Source organism: Bacillus cereus group sp. MYBK222-1 (genome assembly GCF_051916425.1).
Lineage (GTDB): Bacteria > Bacillota > Bacilli > Bacillales > Bacillaceae_G > Bacillus_A > Bacillus_A paranthracis.
In genome coordinates, this window is sequence record NZ_JBQAGP010000002.1 from 197,031 (window position 1) to 212,036 (window position 15,006).

A 15,006-nucleotide genomic window follows, 5' to 3' on the forward strand; every position below is an offset into this window, starting at 1 on the left:
TATTCGTCAAGGTTAATAATTTATATTTCTGAAAATTGTTACATCATTACACTAAACTATATTCTAATTGAATTTCATGTAAAATCGGGATATTATCATACCCAATGCGCGGAATTTCTTTCTTTATTTTTCTTGCCTCTTCCACCGCATTTACATATAAATTCGTCATCAAAAAATTACGTTTTTGGTAAAAACGTAACGCATTCATATTATCATTTGTTGTTATAAGCCAAACCTTCCTGCACCGTTCTTCTTCTGCAACTCGTAATACACAATCCACAAGTTTTGTCCCTATTCCTTTTCTTTCTTCAAAGCTATCTAACGATACAATTTCGCACATATTTCCGATCAATTCATACGTTGCAATTCCGATTATTCTGTCTTCTGAGAGCGCAACAAATCCTGGCAACTCTTCTAACTGATGTCCCTTACCACGTGAAACCATCAATGAACTCCCCCAGTTCTCACACATGAACATTCGGATTGTTTCTTTCATCGCTGGCGTAATTTTTTGTATATGCACCATTTCCTATTTCTCCCCTTTTCTATCCTTGTGATACAATATAAGTGTATCACATGTAACGGTATTTGGAGGATGAGGTAAAGTATGAAACGTTTTTTTGCAGCATTGTTTACTATACTAGGTGCGATAACTGCCATTGGGATTTTCTTTACAAATAAGGTGATGTACTTAAAGAAAAAAACAGAGGAAGAAATACTCGAAAGAGAAACGAAAAAACATTTTCGTATAGAGGATTTTGATGCTCTTCATAAAGAAGAAATTCATATTCCTTCGCAATTCGGATATGATCTTCACGGATATTACATTCCTGCTGGTCATTCCAATAAGTTTATGATTTTCTGTCACGGCGTAACTGTAAATAAAATGAACTCTGTAAAATATGCAAGGTTATTTTTAAACAGAGGATATAATGTCGTTATTTACGATCATCGTCGTCATGGTAAAACTGGCGGAAAAACAACAAGCTATGGATACTATGAAAAGCATGATTTAAAATCTGTAGTTGACTGGCTAAAAAGTCGTTTTGGAACAAATATAACACTCGGTATTCATGGTGAATCGATGGGAGCTGCAACACTTCTTCAGTACGCAGGACTTGTAGAAGATGGTGCTGATTTCTATATTGCAGATTGTCCTTTTTCTGATTTCTACGGACAATTACAACATCGTTTAAAGGTTGAATTCCATTTACCGAAATGGCCTTTATTACCTTTAGCAAATGCTTTCTTAAAAGTGCGTGACGGTTATACGATTCGTGAAGTTTCACCAATCGATTGTATAAAAAACATTAACAATCCCGTCCTCTTTATTCATAGTAAAGATGATGATTATATTTTAGCTGATATGACGAAAGCGCTCTATGAAGCGAAGGAAAACAATAAACAACTTTATATTGCAGAACACGGCGCACACGCTTGCTCTTATAACGAAAATAAAGAAGAGTATGAAGCAGCCGTTGATCAATTTTTAAACTCATATGTAAAAGAAACAAAAAACAGGCTTGCATAAGCCTGTTTTTTTATTGCGCTAAAACGTCTGTAACTTGTTCCATATTTTCAGAAATCCACTTTATTGCATCATCTAGCGTTGGAAATTCTGTCGTTTGAAATGTTACCTCATCTTGCAGTAACCAAACATCCTTTGACTCTTGTCCTACACCAGCAATGGACCAGTGTAACAAACTATATGGATGATTATCATTCAAAAATGAAGCCCACGTGCGCTCATTTGCAATATTTCGTAATGTACGTAATTGTTTATCCATCTTTCGTCACCTTACTCTAGTCAGTTATAAAAAATATTATAACACTCTCTTCTCTTCCAAAGAAAGTGCTCTTTTCATATTGTCAAGTACTTCTCTTGATTATATGATGAAATTAAGCGTTTGGGAAGGAGGGATAGCGTTGGCTAAAGTACAAATTAAAGTAAATGATAATGGCTCTTTTCGCGTTACAGGGGACGTGGAATTAGTTGATTCACAAGGGAATGTATTCCCAGCAAAACCGGCATTTTCTTTATGCCGTTGTGGTTTATCAAAAAATATGCCTTATTGCGATGCTTCGCATAAAGGTAAATTCGAATCTGTTGTTAGAGCACCAGAGGCAGAATAATTTTACATGTGACATGCACATTTTTTTGTGCATGTTTTTTCTTTTTAGCAACTCCGTTATATCCCTTCTCCTTACAACATTTCTAATACTTTTGCCTCCATCTCAGCCTACATATATTTTCACACAATTCTTCACATTCGAATACTTTTTACTAGCCTTTTATTTTTTTTGTGCTATAATTTGAGCAAACAGCATCCTTCGGGGTCGGGTGAAATTCCCAACCGGCGGTGATGAAGTGCAAACTTCTAAGTCCGTGACCCGTTTTCAACTCGAAAACGGTGGATCTAGTGAAACTCTAGGGCCGACAGTATAGTCTGGATGGGAGAAGGATATGTTTTCTAGTAATTTTATATAGCGAATACACTTTTATTTCAGTATGCATATTTTTATAGATTCAATTCAAATCTATATATATGTTTTATTTTGTATACTTATCTTTCTATGCTGAAATAAAAAGATACGACTAGCGTTTGAAAAATTTGATATTTTTGCTAGGTTTCTTCCTTATGCCAAAATATCAATCATCGTTAGGTTTCTTTCCTATACTTTCGTATTCGAACTATATTTCTAGAAATCACGTCTCCCAAACCCCAAGGATATTAAAATCCTTGGGGTTTTTTGATTTTTTTAGGAGAGGTGAAGAAAATGACAGATCAAGAATATATGAGGATTGCTCTGCAATTAGCAGAAGGAACATCTGGGCAAACAAGTCCAAATCCTATGGTTGGTGCTGTTGTTGTAAAAGACGGAAACATCGTCGGTATGGGAGCTCATTTACGTGCTGGTGAAGAACACGCAGAAGTTCATGCTCTTCATATGGCTGGTGACAAAGCAAAAGGAGCCACCGTGTATGTAACACTTGAACCGTGTAGCCATTTTGGAAAAACACCACCTTGCTGTGAATTGCTCATCAAAAAAGAAGTCAAACGGGTTGTAATTGCTACTCTTGATTGCAATCCTCTCGTTTCTGGTAATGGAAAAAAAAGATTAGAGGAAGCTGGCATCGAAGTAACTACCGGTGTTCTGGAAGCAGAAGCAGTTTTATTAAATCGCTACTTTTTTCACTACATGAAAACGAAACATCCATTTGTAACAATAAAAACAGCGATGAGCTTAGACGGAAAAACAGCAACCGTAACCGGTGAAAGTAAGTGGATTACAAGTGAAGATGCACGAGCTGATGTTCATCAATATCGTCATACACACGATGCAATTCTTGTTGGAGTGAATACAGTTATAGCTGATAATCCGCATTTAACAACAAGAATTCCTAACGGAGGGCAAAATCCTATACGCGTTATTTTAGATACCCATTTACGAACGCCACCATCTTCTCATGTCATAACAGATGGTTTAGCACCGACATGGATTATAGTTGGTAAGGATGTAAATCCAGAGAAAATAGCTTCTTATGAATCTGAAAATATAGCTATATTCCAAATGAAAACGAAACAGATTGAAATACAGGATGTTTTACACCTACTCGGCGAAAAACAAATTCTTTCTCTTTTCGTCGAAGGTGGTCAAACCGTTCATGCAAGTTTCTTACAAACAAAGTATTTCAATGAAATTGTAACTTATATAAGTCCAAAATTAATTGGTGGAAAAAATGCCCCTACTTTATTTGGCGGCAATGGTTTTTCAACATTACAAGATGCACTTTCCTTGGAAATTCAAGAGATGAAACAAGTTGGCGATGATATAAAAATTGTTGCGCATGCCCGAAGTGAGGTGATGGAATGTTTACAGGAATTGTAGAAGAATTAGGAACGATTGCAAACATGCAACAAAGCGGCGAAGCGATGAAGTTAACGATTCATGCCAATAAAATTTTATCAGATGTTCACTTAGGTGATAGCATCGCGGTTAACGGTATTTGCTTGACTGTAACGAGTTTCACAACAACTTCATTCACAGTAGACGCAATGCCTGAAACGATGCAATCAACATCACTTCGCATGCTTAAACCGCAATGCAAAGTAAATTTAGAACGTGCAATGGCTGCAAACGGACGATTCGGTGGACATTTCGTTTCAGGACATATCGATGGCATCGGAACGATATTAAACAAAAAACAACACTATAATGCCGTCTATTACAAAATAGCTATTTCTGATGAATTGCTACGCTATTGTTTGCATAAAGGGTCCATTGCTGTTGATGGAACGAGTTTAACAATATTTGATATAGACGAATCTTCCATTACAATTTCACTCATCCCGCACACAGTAAGTGAATCTGTTATCGGAGAAAAGAATGCCGGTGACATCGTAAACATTGAGTGTGACATGATTGGTAAATATATCGAACGCTTTATTTCTAAACCAGTAAAACGAACAGGTTCAATGACCGAAAGCTTTTTACAAGAAAACGGATTTCTATAAGGGGGAAGCATTATGTTTCATCGTATTGAAGAAGCTCTAGAAGATTTAAAACAAGGAAAAGTCGTGATCGTATGTGATGATGAAAACCGTGAAAATGAAGGCGATTTTATCGCTTTAGCAGAGTATATTACGCCAGAAACAATTAACTTTATGATTACACATGGACGTGGTCTCGTTTGTGTACCAATTACAGAAGGGTACGCAGAACGTCTACAATTAGAACCAATGGTAGCTCATAATACAGATTCGCATCATACTGCATTTACAGTGAGCATTGATCATGTTTCTACAACAACTGGGATTAGTGCTCACGAACGTGCAACTACGATACGAGAAATGTTAAATCCTGCATCAAAAGGTGCTGATTTCAATCGTCCCGGACATATCTTTCCATTAATTGCGAAAGAAGGTGGTGTCTTGCGCCGGGCTGGTCATACAGAAGCTGCTGTCGATTTAGCACAGCTCTGCGGAGCAGAACCAGCTGGCGTCATTTGTGAAATTATTAATGAGGACGGTACGATGGCACGGGTACCTGATTTACTACAGTGCGCAAAACAATTTGATATAAAAATGATTACAATAGAAGATTTAATTGCTTATCGCCGCCACCATGAAACATTAGTGACGCGAGAAGTGGAAATTACATTACCTACAGATTTCGGTACTTTCCATGCAATTGGCTATTCTAATTCCTTAGATTCGAAAGAGCATATCGCACTCGTAAAAGGTGATATTTCAACAGGAGATCCTGTACTTGTACGCGTTCATTCAGAGTGCTTAACAGGAGATGTATTTGGCTCGTGCCGATGTGATTGCGGACCACAACTCCATGCTGCACTTGCTCAAATTGAGCGTGAAGGAAAGGGCGTTCTTCTTTATATGAGACAAGAAGGACGAGGCATTGGGCTTCTGAATAAGCTTCGCGCTTATAAGTTACAAGAAGAAGGATTCGATACTGTAGAAGCAAATGAAAAGCTTGGCTTCCCTGCTGATTTGCGGGATTACGGTATTGGCGCTCAAATATTAAAAGATTTAGGTTTACAACATTTACGATTATTAACGAATAACCCAAGAAAAATTGCTGGCTTACAAGGTTACGATTTAGAAGTAATCGAGCGTGTACCGTTACAAATGCCAGCAAAAGAAGAGAATAAAACGTATTTACAAACGAAAGTAAACAAATTAGGACATTTACTAAACTTATAATTAAAGGAGAGATTTATTATGGTATTCGAAGGTCATTTAGTTGGTACAGGATTAAAAATTGGGGTTGTTGTTGGACGTTTTAATGAATTTATTACAAGTAAATTACTTGGCGGCGCTTTAGACGGATTAAAGCGTCACGGTGTAGAAGAAGCTGATATCGATGTTGCTTGGGTTCCTGGTGCATTTGAAATTCCTTTAATCGCTAAAAAGATGGCGAATAGCGGGAAATATGATGCTGTTATTACGTTAGGCACTGTCATTCGTGGTGCTACAACACATTACGATTACGTTTGTAATGAAGTAGCAAAAGGTGTTGCATCTTTATCACTACAAACAGACATCCCCGTTATTTTCGGTGTATTGACGACTGAAACGATCGAGCAAGCGATTGAACGCGCGGGCACGAAAGCTGGTAATAAAGGCTATGAATCCGCCGTCGCTGCAATTGAAATGGCTCACTTATCAAAACAATGGGCATAAAAAAAGAGGCTGCGGCCTCTTTTTTTATTTCTTCACTTTTCTCCGTACATCTTTTATTAATTCATCCATTGTCTTTCCTTCTGTTTGTATACGAAGCGTCTGTGCTGTTTTCCATACATTCTCTCTTTTCTTCGCTTCTTCTATAATAGTAATTTCTTTTCGTACTTCCTTTAAATCTTTCCCTTCTGTTTTCAATCCAAAATGTTCAGCTTTCGTTCGAAAATGTTGTTCAATTCGTTGTTGCATCTCTTTTTGTTCAGGATTTTCGGCGGCCTTAACTGGATCAGCACTTATTGCTTTTAGTAAAATGAGACAAGTCATAATCGCTAATATATATTTGTGCATGTAAAATCCTCCAACCCAATATAAATTACATATTTACTATGTACAATTGGGGCTTGGAAAATTCGTCCACCAAAATTCTTTTTTTCGCTCAAAACCCACTAGTATCAAGCATTCACAACTATTTATTACATTTTATTTACAAAAAAAGCAAACTCTTTTACAAGTTTGCTTTTTTCTATCTTATAATGCACATTCTTCAATCTCAAATCCTAAATCTTCAATCATACCCCAGTCTGCAGTCGGTTCTTGTCCAGCTGTCGTTAAGTAGTCTCCAACAAAAATAGAGTTTGCTGCAAATAAACCGATTGGCTGTACAGAACGTAAATTGATTTCACGCCCTCCTGAAATACGAATTTCTTTCGTTGGGTTTACAAAGCGCATCATCGCCAGTACTTTTAAACATTCTACTGGTGTTAACTCTTTTTGTCCTTCAAGCGGCGTACCCTTTACAGCAACAAGGAAATTACATGGAATTGAATCGGCATCTATACGTTGCAATTCGAATGCAATTTCAGCACGCTCTTCTATTGTCTCCCCCATTCCAAAGATCGCTCCTGAACATGGTGAAATACCCGCTTGTTTCGCTTTTTGAACTGTATCAACACGATCGTCATACGTATGAGTGGAGCAAATACTTTCGTAATTATTCGCATGTGTATTTAAGTTGTGGTTATAACGGTGTACACCCGCTTCCGCTAAACGTCCTGCTTGATCTTCGTTTAAAAAACCTAAACAACAACAAATCTTTAAATCTGTCGTTTCACGAATCTCTTTAACTGCTCCAATTACGTGATTTACCTCTTTATCAGTCGGACGACGACCAGATGCCACAATACAATACGTACCCGCTTTACGGCGAATTGCTTCGTGCGCTCCCTCTACAATCTTTTCCTGCGTTAGCCATGCATATTTATCAATCGGTGCTTCTGAAATAATAGACTGTGAACAATATCCGCAATCTTCAGGGCATAATCCAGACTTCGTATTAATAATCATATTTAATTTTACTTTCTTACCAAAGTGATGGTGGCGAATGATATACGCAGCATTCATAATTTCTAAAATCTCTGTATCGTCAGCCTCTAATATCGCTATTGCATCTTCTTTCGTAATCACTTTCTCTTCTACTACGTCGTATGCAAGTTTTTTCCAATCCCTCTTTGTTTGTACTTGTTTCATTTCATCTCTTCCCCTCTTTTGTTATATGCACAAATAAAGCATGATACGTTGCCATTATCCCTTCATTTCCCGTGAAGTCTCTTTCGTATATGCGAAGCATCGCACGAAAGAGTGAGGGACTTTGACAATATGATTCTTCATTACTATTGGTCGCTCCTACTTTACGAATAGAATGTAGAAACTCCCTAACTTCTGTAAATCTCTCTATGTAACACGTTTCAGAAACATGTACATCCCCTGTTTCCATCTCACATATATGGCGCAACTGATTTTCCGAATAAAAACGTTGCCCAATCGATGTTTCATTTTGTATATTTTTTTCTTCTTTCGCCCGCTGGAATGAAGCATGCAATTCTTGAAATGTTTCCTGTCCAAATGTTGAAAAGAGTAATATCCCCTCTATAGATAAATGACGAAATAAATTTCTTATCACTTGTTTTAAATCATTTAGCCATTGAAATGTGGCATTTGAAATAATGACATCATACGTTTCTTCTAGTCGTAATCTTTCGATATCCTCACAATAAAATGTTACATTGTTTATATTTTGTCTAGTTCTCGCAACTGCAATCATACTTTCGGCAAAATCAATAGCTGTAATTTGTGCTTTCGGAAATAAGTTTGATAATTGCTCTGTAACATATCCTGTCCCGCATCCAAGTTCTAAAATACGTATCGATGAATTTGCACTATATCGCCGATTCAATGTAGAAAGTAATGAATGCGCCATCTTTTTTTGTACATTTGCATATTGATCGTAGGATACAGCTGCCACGTTAAATCGTTTTTGTAGTAACGTTTTGTTAATCATGTCGTATCCCCTCTACAAATTGAATGATTTCATTTGCGCAATATTCGAAATTCGTTACGCATAATGCATGTCCAGCCTCACTTACTACCTTGAGTGTGGCAGTTTCATTCTCAGCCATACTACATGCTGCAGACAATGGGCATATTACATCCCTCTCTCCGTGAATAAGTAGTATAGGGACGTTAATTTCTTTCAATGCTGCTCTCATATCTGTTTCTATTAAATAATCCAAACCGAATTGTAAAGACTGCATAGAATCACCTTTAAAATGTTTTACGATGTCTTCAAAACTTTTATTCTCTTTCAACTCATCTTTCGTAAACATATTTTCATAGAACCGCTTGAGCGTATCTTCTTTCCTTCTCTCCAAATTTCTTTTCAGCCGTTCTACATGCAAAGTATTCCATCCACTACTATAGTCACTTGTATTTGTAAATTTAGCAGTACCACCAATTAGCACGATACCCTTTGCCTTAATTTTTTTATAAGCTTGAATTGCCGCTAATGCTCCTAGTGACCATCCAACTAAAATTACATTTTCATCCTGTGCTACATCTATAATCCTGTTCGCAAACTCACTTTGTTCTTTCACGTTACGCCAATTAATGCATTGAACAGGATATCCTTTAAAATGGGGAAGTACTAAATCCCAAATATTTTCTTCCATTCCCCATCCAGGGATAAAAATAATCTTCAGCTCTTTCATACGAAAAGCTCCTCTTCTTTCGCAATGTGAGTAATTCGGTCAATAGCCCATTTTAAATCAGCTATTGTATGTTGCGATGTAACTGCAAAGCGAATTCGAGAACTATTAATCGGTACAGTTGGCGGACGAATTGCAATAGCTGCAATACCTACCTCTTGTAACCTTTTGCTAAACCGTAAAGCATTTTCATTTGAACCGACTACAATCGGTATAATATGAGTTGAACTATTCCCTATATCAAATCCAGCTTCTCGTAATTTGCTCCTGAAGTATTCTCCATTTGCTATAAGATTCTCTCTTCTCTTATGATCTTCTTGTACAATTTCAATTGCTTTTTGCACTGCTCCTAACGTACTTGGCGGTAAAGCTGTAGTAAAAATAAAGCTTCTCATCATATTTTGTAAATAATCTATATAAATTGCATCACCTGTCAAATACGCACCATAACACCCTAAAGCCTTGCTAAACGTCCCCATATGTATATCAATTTTTTGAGAAAGATCTTTTTCTATATGAGACAACCCTGCTCCATCAATTCCATATATTCCACTCGCATGCGCTTCATCCACTAAAATAATTGCCCCGTATTTCTCTTTCAGCTCTACTAACTCCCTCAAATACGCAGTATCACCATCCATACTAAAAACAGTATCTGTTACGATTAATTTCCGCTTTTCAGGTGACGCTGTTTTCAATAACTTCTCTAAATGATCCAAATCATTATGACGATACCTTTTATGCTCTGCCCCACTTAATATAATTCCATCAACAATGCTTGCGTGATTTAATTTGTCACTAAACACAATATCGTGACGACTCACTAATGAAGAGATCACTCCAATATTTGCGGTATATCCACTATTCACAACTAAGGCTTTTTCAGTGCCTTTCCAATCGCATATACTTCTCTCAACCTCTTCATACAGTGAATAGTTTCCTACCACGAACCTTGATGCTGTCGCCCCAGTTCCATATTTTCTTGTACATGCGATAGCAGCTTCTTTTAACCTTTCATCTCCAGCTAACCCTAAATAATTATTTGACGCTAAATTTAGCATCCTTTTCTCATCTCGAATAAGCCATGTCTCTTCTGCTTGTTCTGTTACATGCAAATTACGATACTGCTCTCGCTCATGTAATTGTTGCAATTTAGATTGAAGATGTGTGCGCCATGTTTGATTCATTTCGGATAAGCTCCTCTAATTTTGAAATCATTATATATTCTTTAGCAGATTCCAAGACTTCTTCTCTTGTAAACTCACCTGCAAAGAATGGTAATAAACCTAAAACCGGTACCCCACTTAGCTCTTCAATCATTTCTTTATTTTCTTGCACTCTTTCCATTTCGCATTCTTTGCAGCCAGATAAAATGACACCTGCTACTGTTAAACCATATGCCTTTGCGTAAGCGATCGTTAAAACTGTATGATTTACTGTTCCTAATGTAGGGCGTGCTACTACAATAAGTGGAAGTTGTAATTCTTTTGCGAAATCAATTACTAAAGCGTCCTCTGTATATGGAACAGCTAATCCACCTGCTCCTTCTACAAGTAGACTATTAAAATCTTTCAATCGTTCATTATAGTGATGAATAATGTCTTTTAACGTTACTGTCCTTCCAGCTCTTTTCATGGCAAGTCTCGGGGCAAGCGGCTCTTCAATAGAGTAAGGGCAAATTTCATCTTCTTTTGTCGGTACACCTGATAATGCCTTTAGCCTTGCTGCATCTCCTTCTGGATTTGATGCAACATGTCCACTTTGCAACGGTTTATATACCCCGATGTTATATCCCAGTTCTCTAAATACACCTGCTAATGCACCGGCGACTACAGTTTTCCCCACTTCAGTATCCGTTGCTGTTATAAAAAAGCCACTCATTATTCTCCCTCCGTAACATCCGAGATTGCTTTATACAAAATACGTAACATATCATCAATCTCATCAATTGTAGAAGCAAGAGGGGGCATAAACACAATCGTATTACCGAGCGGGCGCAAAATCATACCTAGTTCTCTTGAGCGTTTACATACTTGAACACCGACTCTCTCTGTCCATTCAAACGCTTCTTTCGTTTCCTTATTCTTCACAAGTTCAATTCCAACCATTAACCCGCATTGACGAATGTCCCCTACATGTTTATATGCAAAGAGGTCTTCTAATTGCGTCGCCACATATTCTGTTTTACGTGCCACCTCTTCTATTAAATTTGTTTTCTCGTATAGTTCTAGATTTGCAATTGCTACCGCACACCCTAACGGATTCCCTGTATAACTATGTCCGTGGAAAAATGTTTTTTGTTCTTCATAGCCTCCTAAAAAGGCATTATAAATTTCATCTGTCGTTACAGTAATTGCAACTGGTAAATATCCGCCTGTTAAACCTTTTCCGGCTGTCAAAATATCCGGTGTTACATTTTCATGTTCACATGCAAACATTTTTCCAGTACGCCCAAATCCAGTCGCTACCTCGTCTGTAATAAATAGAACATTATATTTTGTACATAAATTACGTAGCCCTTTTAAGTATCCTTTTGGCATTGTAATCATACCGCCAGCACCTTGCATTAAAGGTTCTACAATAATCGCCGCAATCTCTTCATGTTTATCTTTCAGCAGCTCCTCCATTTCTTCTAAATGTTTTTTTACAATTTCCTCCTTATTATTTCCATAAGGAGAACGATATGTATATGGATAAGGCATTTTAATTGCTTCAAATAAAAGCGAACTATACACTTGGTGAAACAAGTCTATTGCTCCCACTGAAACAGCTCCAATTGTGTCACCATGATACGCTTCTTTTAATGTAACAAATCTTTGTTTCTTCGGTTTTCCTTTATGCTGCCAATATTGAAAGGCCATCTTAATTGCAATTTCAACAGCGCTAGAACCGGAGTCTGAATAAAACACTTTCTTTAAACCTTCTGGTACAACTTCAATTATTTTTTCGGCTAATAAAATAGATGGAACGTTAGCAAGCCCTAACATAGTAGAATGGGAAATTTTATTTAATTGCTCACGAATTGCCTCATCTAGTTCTGGCACTTGATGTCCATGAACATTTAACCAAATAGACGAAACACCGTCCCAATATTCATTTCCATTTACATCGTATAGCTTTCTTCCCTCTCCCCGTTCAATAATGACAGGATCTTCTTCTAAATAATCCTTCATTTGTGTAAATGGATGCCATACATAGGCTTTATTTTTCTCCGATAACTCTTCATATGTATATGATGGTTTGTCAGTCGTACTCTTACTAAAAGTCACAATTGTCACCCCTAATGTTAACTAGTTTATAAATATAGTTAACATTAAATCTAAATGACTGTCAATTATTTTTAAATCAAGTAGTTCTTAAAAAAGAACAACTTATCATAAGATAAGTTGTTCTACTTTCCATGTTGTATCTTTCCGATTTCTAAAATAATCTCTTCGTCTTTTTTTCCTTCTGTTTCAATTCCAAGTTGTTTTGCATGTTCAATCAATAGATCATGGCGCTTCTCAAATCTTGCGGTATTTACTTCTTTCGCAACCTCTTCTTTTGTTTTTCCTTCCGTAGAAACCCCTAGTTTATCAGCTGCTTTTTCCATCGACTTCTTCTCTTCAGCTTCTTTCGCTTTCTTCACTTCTAACTGCTGTATTTGCTTTTGCTTCGCCTGCTCTGATTCAGCTGCAAAAGCTGTGTAAATGCCAGCACTTCCGCCAATGACTAGTAAAGTGGTAAAAAGAATTATTTTTTTCTTCACTCTTTCCTCCCCTTTCAAATTCATTATAACGCACATTTTCATAGGATTAAAATCGTTCTCCTTTATTTCCCTAAAAAATTATTGAATATTTTTATTGACATGTGAGACGAATATATGATAAAAATTTAACTAACATCATATGAATCGGCATTGATAGGATTTAGTAGTATTTCGATTTCTGCTTTCAGAGAGCTGGTGGTCGGTGCGAACCAGTACAGAGCGAATTATGAATTACCCCCTGGAGCTTCTTTTGCGAAACGTAAGGAGTAGTGAAAGACGGTTATAGACCGTTATATCTAAAGAGTGGTGAAACGACACTGTTTCACAATTTAGGGTGGTACCGCGAACTTTTCGTCCCTGCATATATTGCAGGGGCGTTTTTATTTTATGAGCGCATATCATACGACCCTTTATTTTGTGATACATTCATTTCACAAGCTAGGGTGGTACCGCGATTTCTTCGTCCCTGCATAATTATATGCAGGGACGTTTTTTTATCCATTCATTTCCGTATCATATTAAAGAAACAACAATTACCGGTAATTTGTCACAAAATTCTAAAATTTAGAAGGAAATAAACAATATTGGCGAATTTTATATAAAAAAGAGCTATTTTAGATTACTTAGGAGGGGAAAACAATGGTTTCAAAAATTGAATCTGTTCTTTTAACAGTATTTATCTTTTTCTGCATTGGCTTTAGTGTTATTCAATTAGAAGTTTCACCACACATCCCAATTTTATTTGGTATCGTTTTTTTATTAGCATTTGGATTTATGAAAAAAATTGATTGGTCTACGATGGAAAAAGGAATGATAAGTAGTATTTCAGCTGGTATTCCATCTATTTTTATATTCTTACTTGTAGGCGTATTAATTAGTGTTTGGATCGCTGCTGGAACAATTCCAACTTTAATGGTATACGGCTTCCAGCTTGTATCCCCAAAAATTTTCATTCCAACTGTTTTTGTTGTTTGTGCAATTGTTGGAACAAGTATCGGTAGTGCCTTTACAACTGCCGCAACTGTAGGACTTGCCTTTATGGGCATGGGTAGTGCTCTCGGATACGATCCTGCTCTAATCGCTGGTGCAATTATTTCTGGTGCATTCTTTGGAGATAAAATGTCTCCTTTATCTGATACAACAAATTTAGCGCCAGCTGTAACGGGTGTAGATTTATTTGAGCATATTCGTAACATGCTTTGGACAACAGTTCCAGCTTTCATTATTGCTTTTATCGCATTTTTCATTTTAGGAAGCGGTACTAGTGGAGACGTTGACTTCACAAACTTCATTAGCACATTAGAGAAAAATGCAACGATTTCTATCTTTACACTTATTCCAATTTTATTACTGTTCCTATTCGCATTTAAAAAAGTTCCAGCAGTTCCAACATTACTTGCTGGAATTATAGTAGGGATCATTATCCTATTTATATTTAAACCTAGTACTTCTTTAACTGATTTAATGAAAATTATGCAAGACGGTTACGTTTCTAAAACGGGTATGAAAGATATTGATAGCTTATTATCTCGCGGTGGCCTGCAAAGTATGATGATGTCAATCGCTCTTATTTTCCTAGCTCTTTGTATGGGAGGATTATTACAAGGAATGGGTATTATTACGCAGCTAATGAATATCATCTCTAGCTTCGTAAAAACTAGCACACGCTTAATTATTTCTACTGCTTCAACTGCAATCGGTGTGAACTTCTTACTTGGTGAGCAGTACTTATCTATCGTTTTAACAGGACAAGCATTCGCTAATAAATATGATGAAGTCGGTTTAGAACGTCGTAATTTATCACGTGTATTAGAAGATGCAGGTACAGTTATTAACCCGCTCGTACCATGGGGAGTAAGTGGCGTATTCTTATCGAACGTCCTTGGCGTTCCAACTTTTGATTACGTTCCATTCGCAATCTTCTGCTTAGCTTGTCCAGTTGTAACAATTATCGTCGGCTTTACTGGATTTGGCCTTTCATGGAAGAAGGAAAAAGCTGTAACACTTTCATAATATA

The 15,006-nt window shown here is 36.9% G+C and carries 17 protein-coding genes, 1 riboswitch and 1 other annotated feature; of the genes, 7 read left to right on the forward strand and 10 right to left on the reverse strand.

The genetic code is table 11. The features are described from left to right. Positions 1-46: 46 nt before the first annotated feature. The gene (locus ACTFR9_RS12945) at positions 47-526 is read right to left on the reverse strand and encodes a GNAT family N-acetyltransferase (protein WP_076855633.1); all 480 of its coding nucleotides are present in this window, start codon (positions 524-526) and stop codon (positions 47-49) included. Positions 527-607: 81 nt separating this feature from the next. Here ACTFR9_RS12945 and ACTFR9_RS12950 point away from each other — a divergent pair, with 81 nt between their 5' ends. Then, positions 608-1,531 (forward strand): alpha/beta hydrolase, encoded by a 924-nt coding sequence (locus tag ACTFR9_RS12950; RefSeq protein WP_440048988.1) that lies wholly within the window; start codon positions 608-610, stop codon positions 1,529-1,531. A gap of 10 nt (positions 1,532-1,541) precedes the next feature. Here the strand turns inward: ACTFR9_RS12950 and ACTFR9_RS12955 are convergent, their stop codons facing one another. Next, a complete protein-coding gene (locus ACTFR9_RS12955; protein WP_000360809.1) occupies positions 1,542-1,787 on the reverse strand; it encodes a YqkC family protein in 246 nt (81 codons plus the stop codon). 139 nt (positions 1,788-1,926) lie between these two features. On the opposite strand from ACTFR9_RS12955, the gene ACTFR9_RS12960 reads away from it, so the two are divergent. The 5 genes from ACTFR9_RS12960 to ribH all read left to right on the forward strand — a co-directional run bounded on the left by ACTFR9_RS12960 (position 1,927) and on the right by ribH (position 6,203). After that, positions 1,927-2,133 (forward strand): CDGSH iron-sulfur domain-containing protein, encoded by a 207-nt coding sequence (locus ACTFR9_RS12960; RefSeq protein ID WP_001151582.1) that lies wholly within the window; start codon positions 1,927-1,929, stop codon positions 2,131-2,133. 190 nt (positions 2,134-2,323) lie between these two features. Beyond that, positions 2,324-2,467, forward strand: a riboswitch (FMN riboswitch). A 311-nt stretch (positions 2,468-2,778) separates the two neighbouring features. Further along, positions 2,779-3,891: a bifunctional diaminohydroxyphosphoribosylaminopyrimidine deaminase/5-amino-6-(5-phosphoribosylamino)uracil reductase RibD gene (ribD, locus tag ACTFR9_RS12965; protein ID WP_074540529.1), complete on the forward strand. Its 1,113-nt coding sequence runs from the start codon at positions 2,779-2,781 to the stop codon at positions 3,889-3,891. After that, positions 3,873-4,517: a riboflavin synthase subunit alpha gene (gene ribE, locus ACTFR9_RS12970; RefSeq protein ID WP_000493917.1), complete on the forward strand. Its 645-nt coding sequence runs from the start codon at positions 3,873-3,875 to the stop codon at positions 4,515-4,517. Before ribD ends, ribE begins: the two co-directional genes overlap by 19 nt. Before the next feature lie 12 nt (positions 4,518-4,529). Then, positions 4,530-5,723, forward strand: a complete 1,194-nt coding sequence (gene ribBA, locus ACTFR9_RS12975; RefSeq protein WP_000468997.1) for a bifunctional 3,4-dihydroxy-2-butanone 4-phosphate synthase/GTP cyclohydrolase II — start codon at positions 4,530-4,532, stop codon at positions 5,721-5,723. A gap of 18 nt (positions 5,724-5,741) precedes the next feature. Then, positions 5,742-6,203 carry a 6,7-dimethyl-8-ribityllumazine synthase gene (gene ribH, locus ACTFR9_RS12980; protein ID WP_098946798.1) on the forward strand — a complete coding sequence of 154 codons (462 nt, stop codon included), beginning with the start codon at positions 5,742-5,744 and terminating at the stop codon, positions 6,201-6,203. Positions 6,204-6,227: 24 nt separating this feature from the next. Here the strand turns inward: ribH and ACTFR9_RS12985 are convergent, their stop codons facing one another. The 8 genes from ACTFR9_RS12985 to ACTFR9_RS13020 all read right to left on the reverse strand — a co-directional run bounded on the left by ACTFR9_RS12985 (position 6,228) and on the right by ACTFR9_RS13020 (position 12,989). Further along, positions 6,228-6,548, reverse strand: a complete 321-nt coding sequence (locus ACTFR9_RS12985; protein WP_000549777.1) for a hypothetical protein — start codon at positions 6,546-6,548, stop codon at positions 6,228-6,230. Positions 6,549-6,728: 180 nt separating this feature from the next. Then, complete coding sequence (bioB, locus tag ACTFR9_RS12990) at positions 6,729-7,727, reverse strand: biotin synthase (protein WP_000815866.1); 999 nt, start codon at positions 7,725-7,727, stop codon at positions 6,729-6,731. Position 7,728: 1 nt separating this feature from the next. Beyond that, positions 7,729-8,538: a malonyl-ACP O-methyltransferase BioC gene (bioC, locus tag ACTFR9_RS12995; protein WP_000608931.1), complete on the reverse strand. Its 810-nt coding sequence runs from the start codon at positions 8,536-8,538 to the stop codon at positions 7,729-7,731. Beyond that, a complete protein-coding gene (locus ACTFR9_RS13000) occupies positions 8,531-9,244 on the reverse strand; it encodes an alpha/beta fold hydrolase (protein ID WP_000661275.1) in 714 nt (237 codons plus the stop codon). The genes bioC and ACTFR9_RS13000 overlap by 8 nt, the downstream gene beginning before the upstream one ends. Beyond that, a complete protein-coding gene (gene bioF, locus ACTFR9_RS13005; protein WP_103141798.1) occupies positions 9,241-10,428 on the reverse strand; it encodes an 8-amino-7-oxononanoate synthase in 1,188 nt (395 codons plus the stop codon). Before bioF ends, ACTFR9_RS13000 begins: the two co-directional genes overlap by 4 nt. Continuing rightward, on the reverse strand, positions 10,394-11,122 hold the full coding sequence (gene bioD / locus ACTFR9_RS13010; protein ID WP_000012487.1) for an ATP-dependent dethiobiotin synthetase BioD: 729 nt from the start codon (positions 11,120-11,122) through the stop codon (positions 10,394-10,396). The genes bioF and bioD overlap by 35 nt, the downstream gene beginning before the upstream one ends. Then, positions 11,122-12,510 (reverse strand): adenosylmethionine--8-amino-7-oxononanoate transaminase, encoded by a 1,389-nt coding sequence (gene bioA, locus ACTFR9_RS13015; protein WP_000144318.1) that lies wholly within the window; start codon positions 12,508-12,510, stop codon positions 11,122-11,124. Before bioA ends, bioD begins: the two co-directional genes overlap by 1 nt. Before the next feature lie 122 nt (positions 12,511-12,632). After that, entirely contained in the window at positions 12,633-12,989 is a 357-nt protein-coding gene (locus tag ACTFR9_RS13020; RefSeq protein ID WP_000726889.1) for a hypothetical protein, read from the reverse strand. A gap of 141 nt (positions 12,990-13,130) precedes the next feature. Continuing rightward, positions 13,131-13,351: a binding site (T-box leader), on the forward strand. A 277-nt stretch (positions 13,352-13,628) separates the two neighbouring features. Here ACTFR9_RS13020 and nhaC point away from each other — a divergent pair. Further along, on the forward strand, positions 13,629-15,002 hold the full coding sequence (gene nhaC / locus ACTFR9_RS13025; protein ID WP_000253748.1) for a Na+/H+ antiporter NhaC: 1,374 nt from the start codon (positions 13,629-13,631) through the stop codon (positions 15,000-15,002). Positions 15,003-15,006 lie beyond the last annotated feature (4 nt).

Coding starts and splice junctions, on each gene's coding strand:
- ACTFR9_RS12945 (WP_076855633.1), bottom strand. CDS start 526: ATGGTGCATATACAAAAAATTACGCCAGCGATGAAAGAAACAATCCGA.
- ACTFR9_RS12950 (WP_440048988.1), top strand. CDS start 608: ATGAAACGTTTTTTTGCAGCATTGTTTACTATACTAGGTGCGATAACT.
- ACTFR9_RS12955 (WP_000360809.1), bottom strand. CDS start 1,787: ATGGATAAACAATTACGTACATTACGAAATATTGCAAATGAGCGCACG.
- ribD (WP_074540529.1), top strand. CDS start 2,779: ATGACAGATCAAGAATATATGAGGATTGCTCTGCAATTAGCAGAAGGA.
- ribE (WP_000493917.1), top strand. CDS start 3,873: ATGTTTACAGGAATTGTAGAAGAATTAGGAACGATTGCAAACATGCAA.
- ribBA (WP_000468997.1), top strand. CDS start 4,530: ATGTTTCATCGTATTGAAGAAGCTCTAGAAGATTTAAAACAAGGAAAA.
- ribH (WP_098946798.1), top strand. CDS start 5,742: ATGGTATTCGAAGGTCATTTAGTTGGTACAGGATTAAAAATTGGGGTT.
- ACTFR9_RS12985 (WP_000549777.1), bottom strand. CDS start 6,548: ATGCACAAATATATATTAGCGATTATGACTTGTCTCATTTTACTAAAA.
- bioB (WP_000815866.1), bottom strand. CDS start 7,727: ATGAAACAAGTACAAACAAAGAGGGATTGGAAAAAACTTGCATACGAC.
- bioC (WP_000608931.1), bottom strand. CDS start 8,538: ATGATTAACAAAACGTTACTACAAAAACGATTTAACGTGGCAGCTGTA.
- ACTFR9_RS13000 (WP_000661275.1), bottom strand. CDS start 9,244: ATGAAAGAGCTGAAGATTATTTTTATCCCTGGATGGGGAATGGAAGAA.
- bioF (WP_103141798.1), bottom strand. CDS start 10,428: ATGAATCAAACATGGCGCACACATCTTCAATCTAAATTGCAACAATTA.
- bioD (WP_000012487.1), bottom strand. CDS start 11,122: ATGAGTGGCTTTTTTATAACAGCAACGGATACTGAAGTGGGGAAAACT.
- nhaC (WP_000253748.1), top strand. CDS start 13,629: ATGGTTTCAAAAATTGAATCTGTTCTTTTAACAGTATTTATCTTTTTC.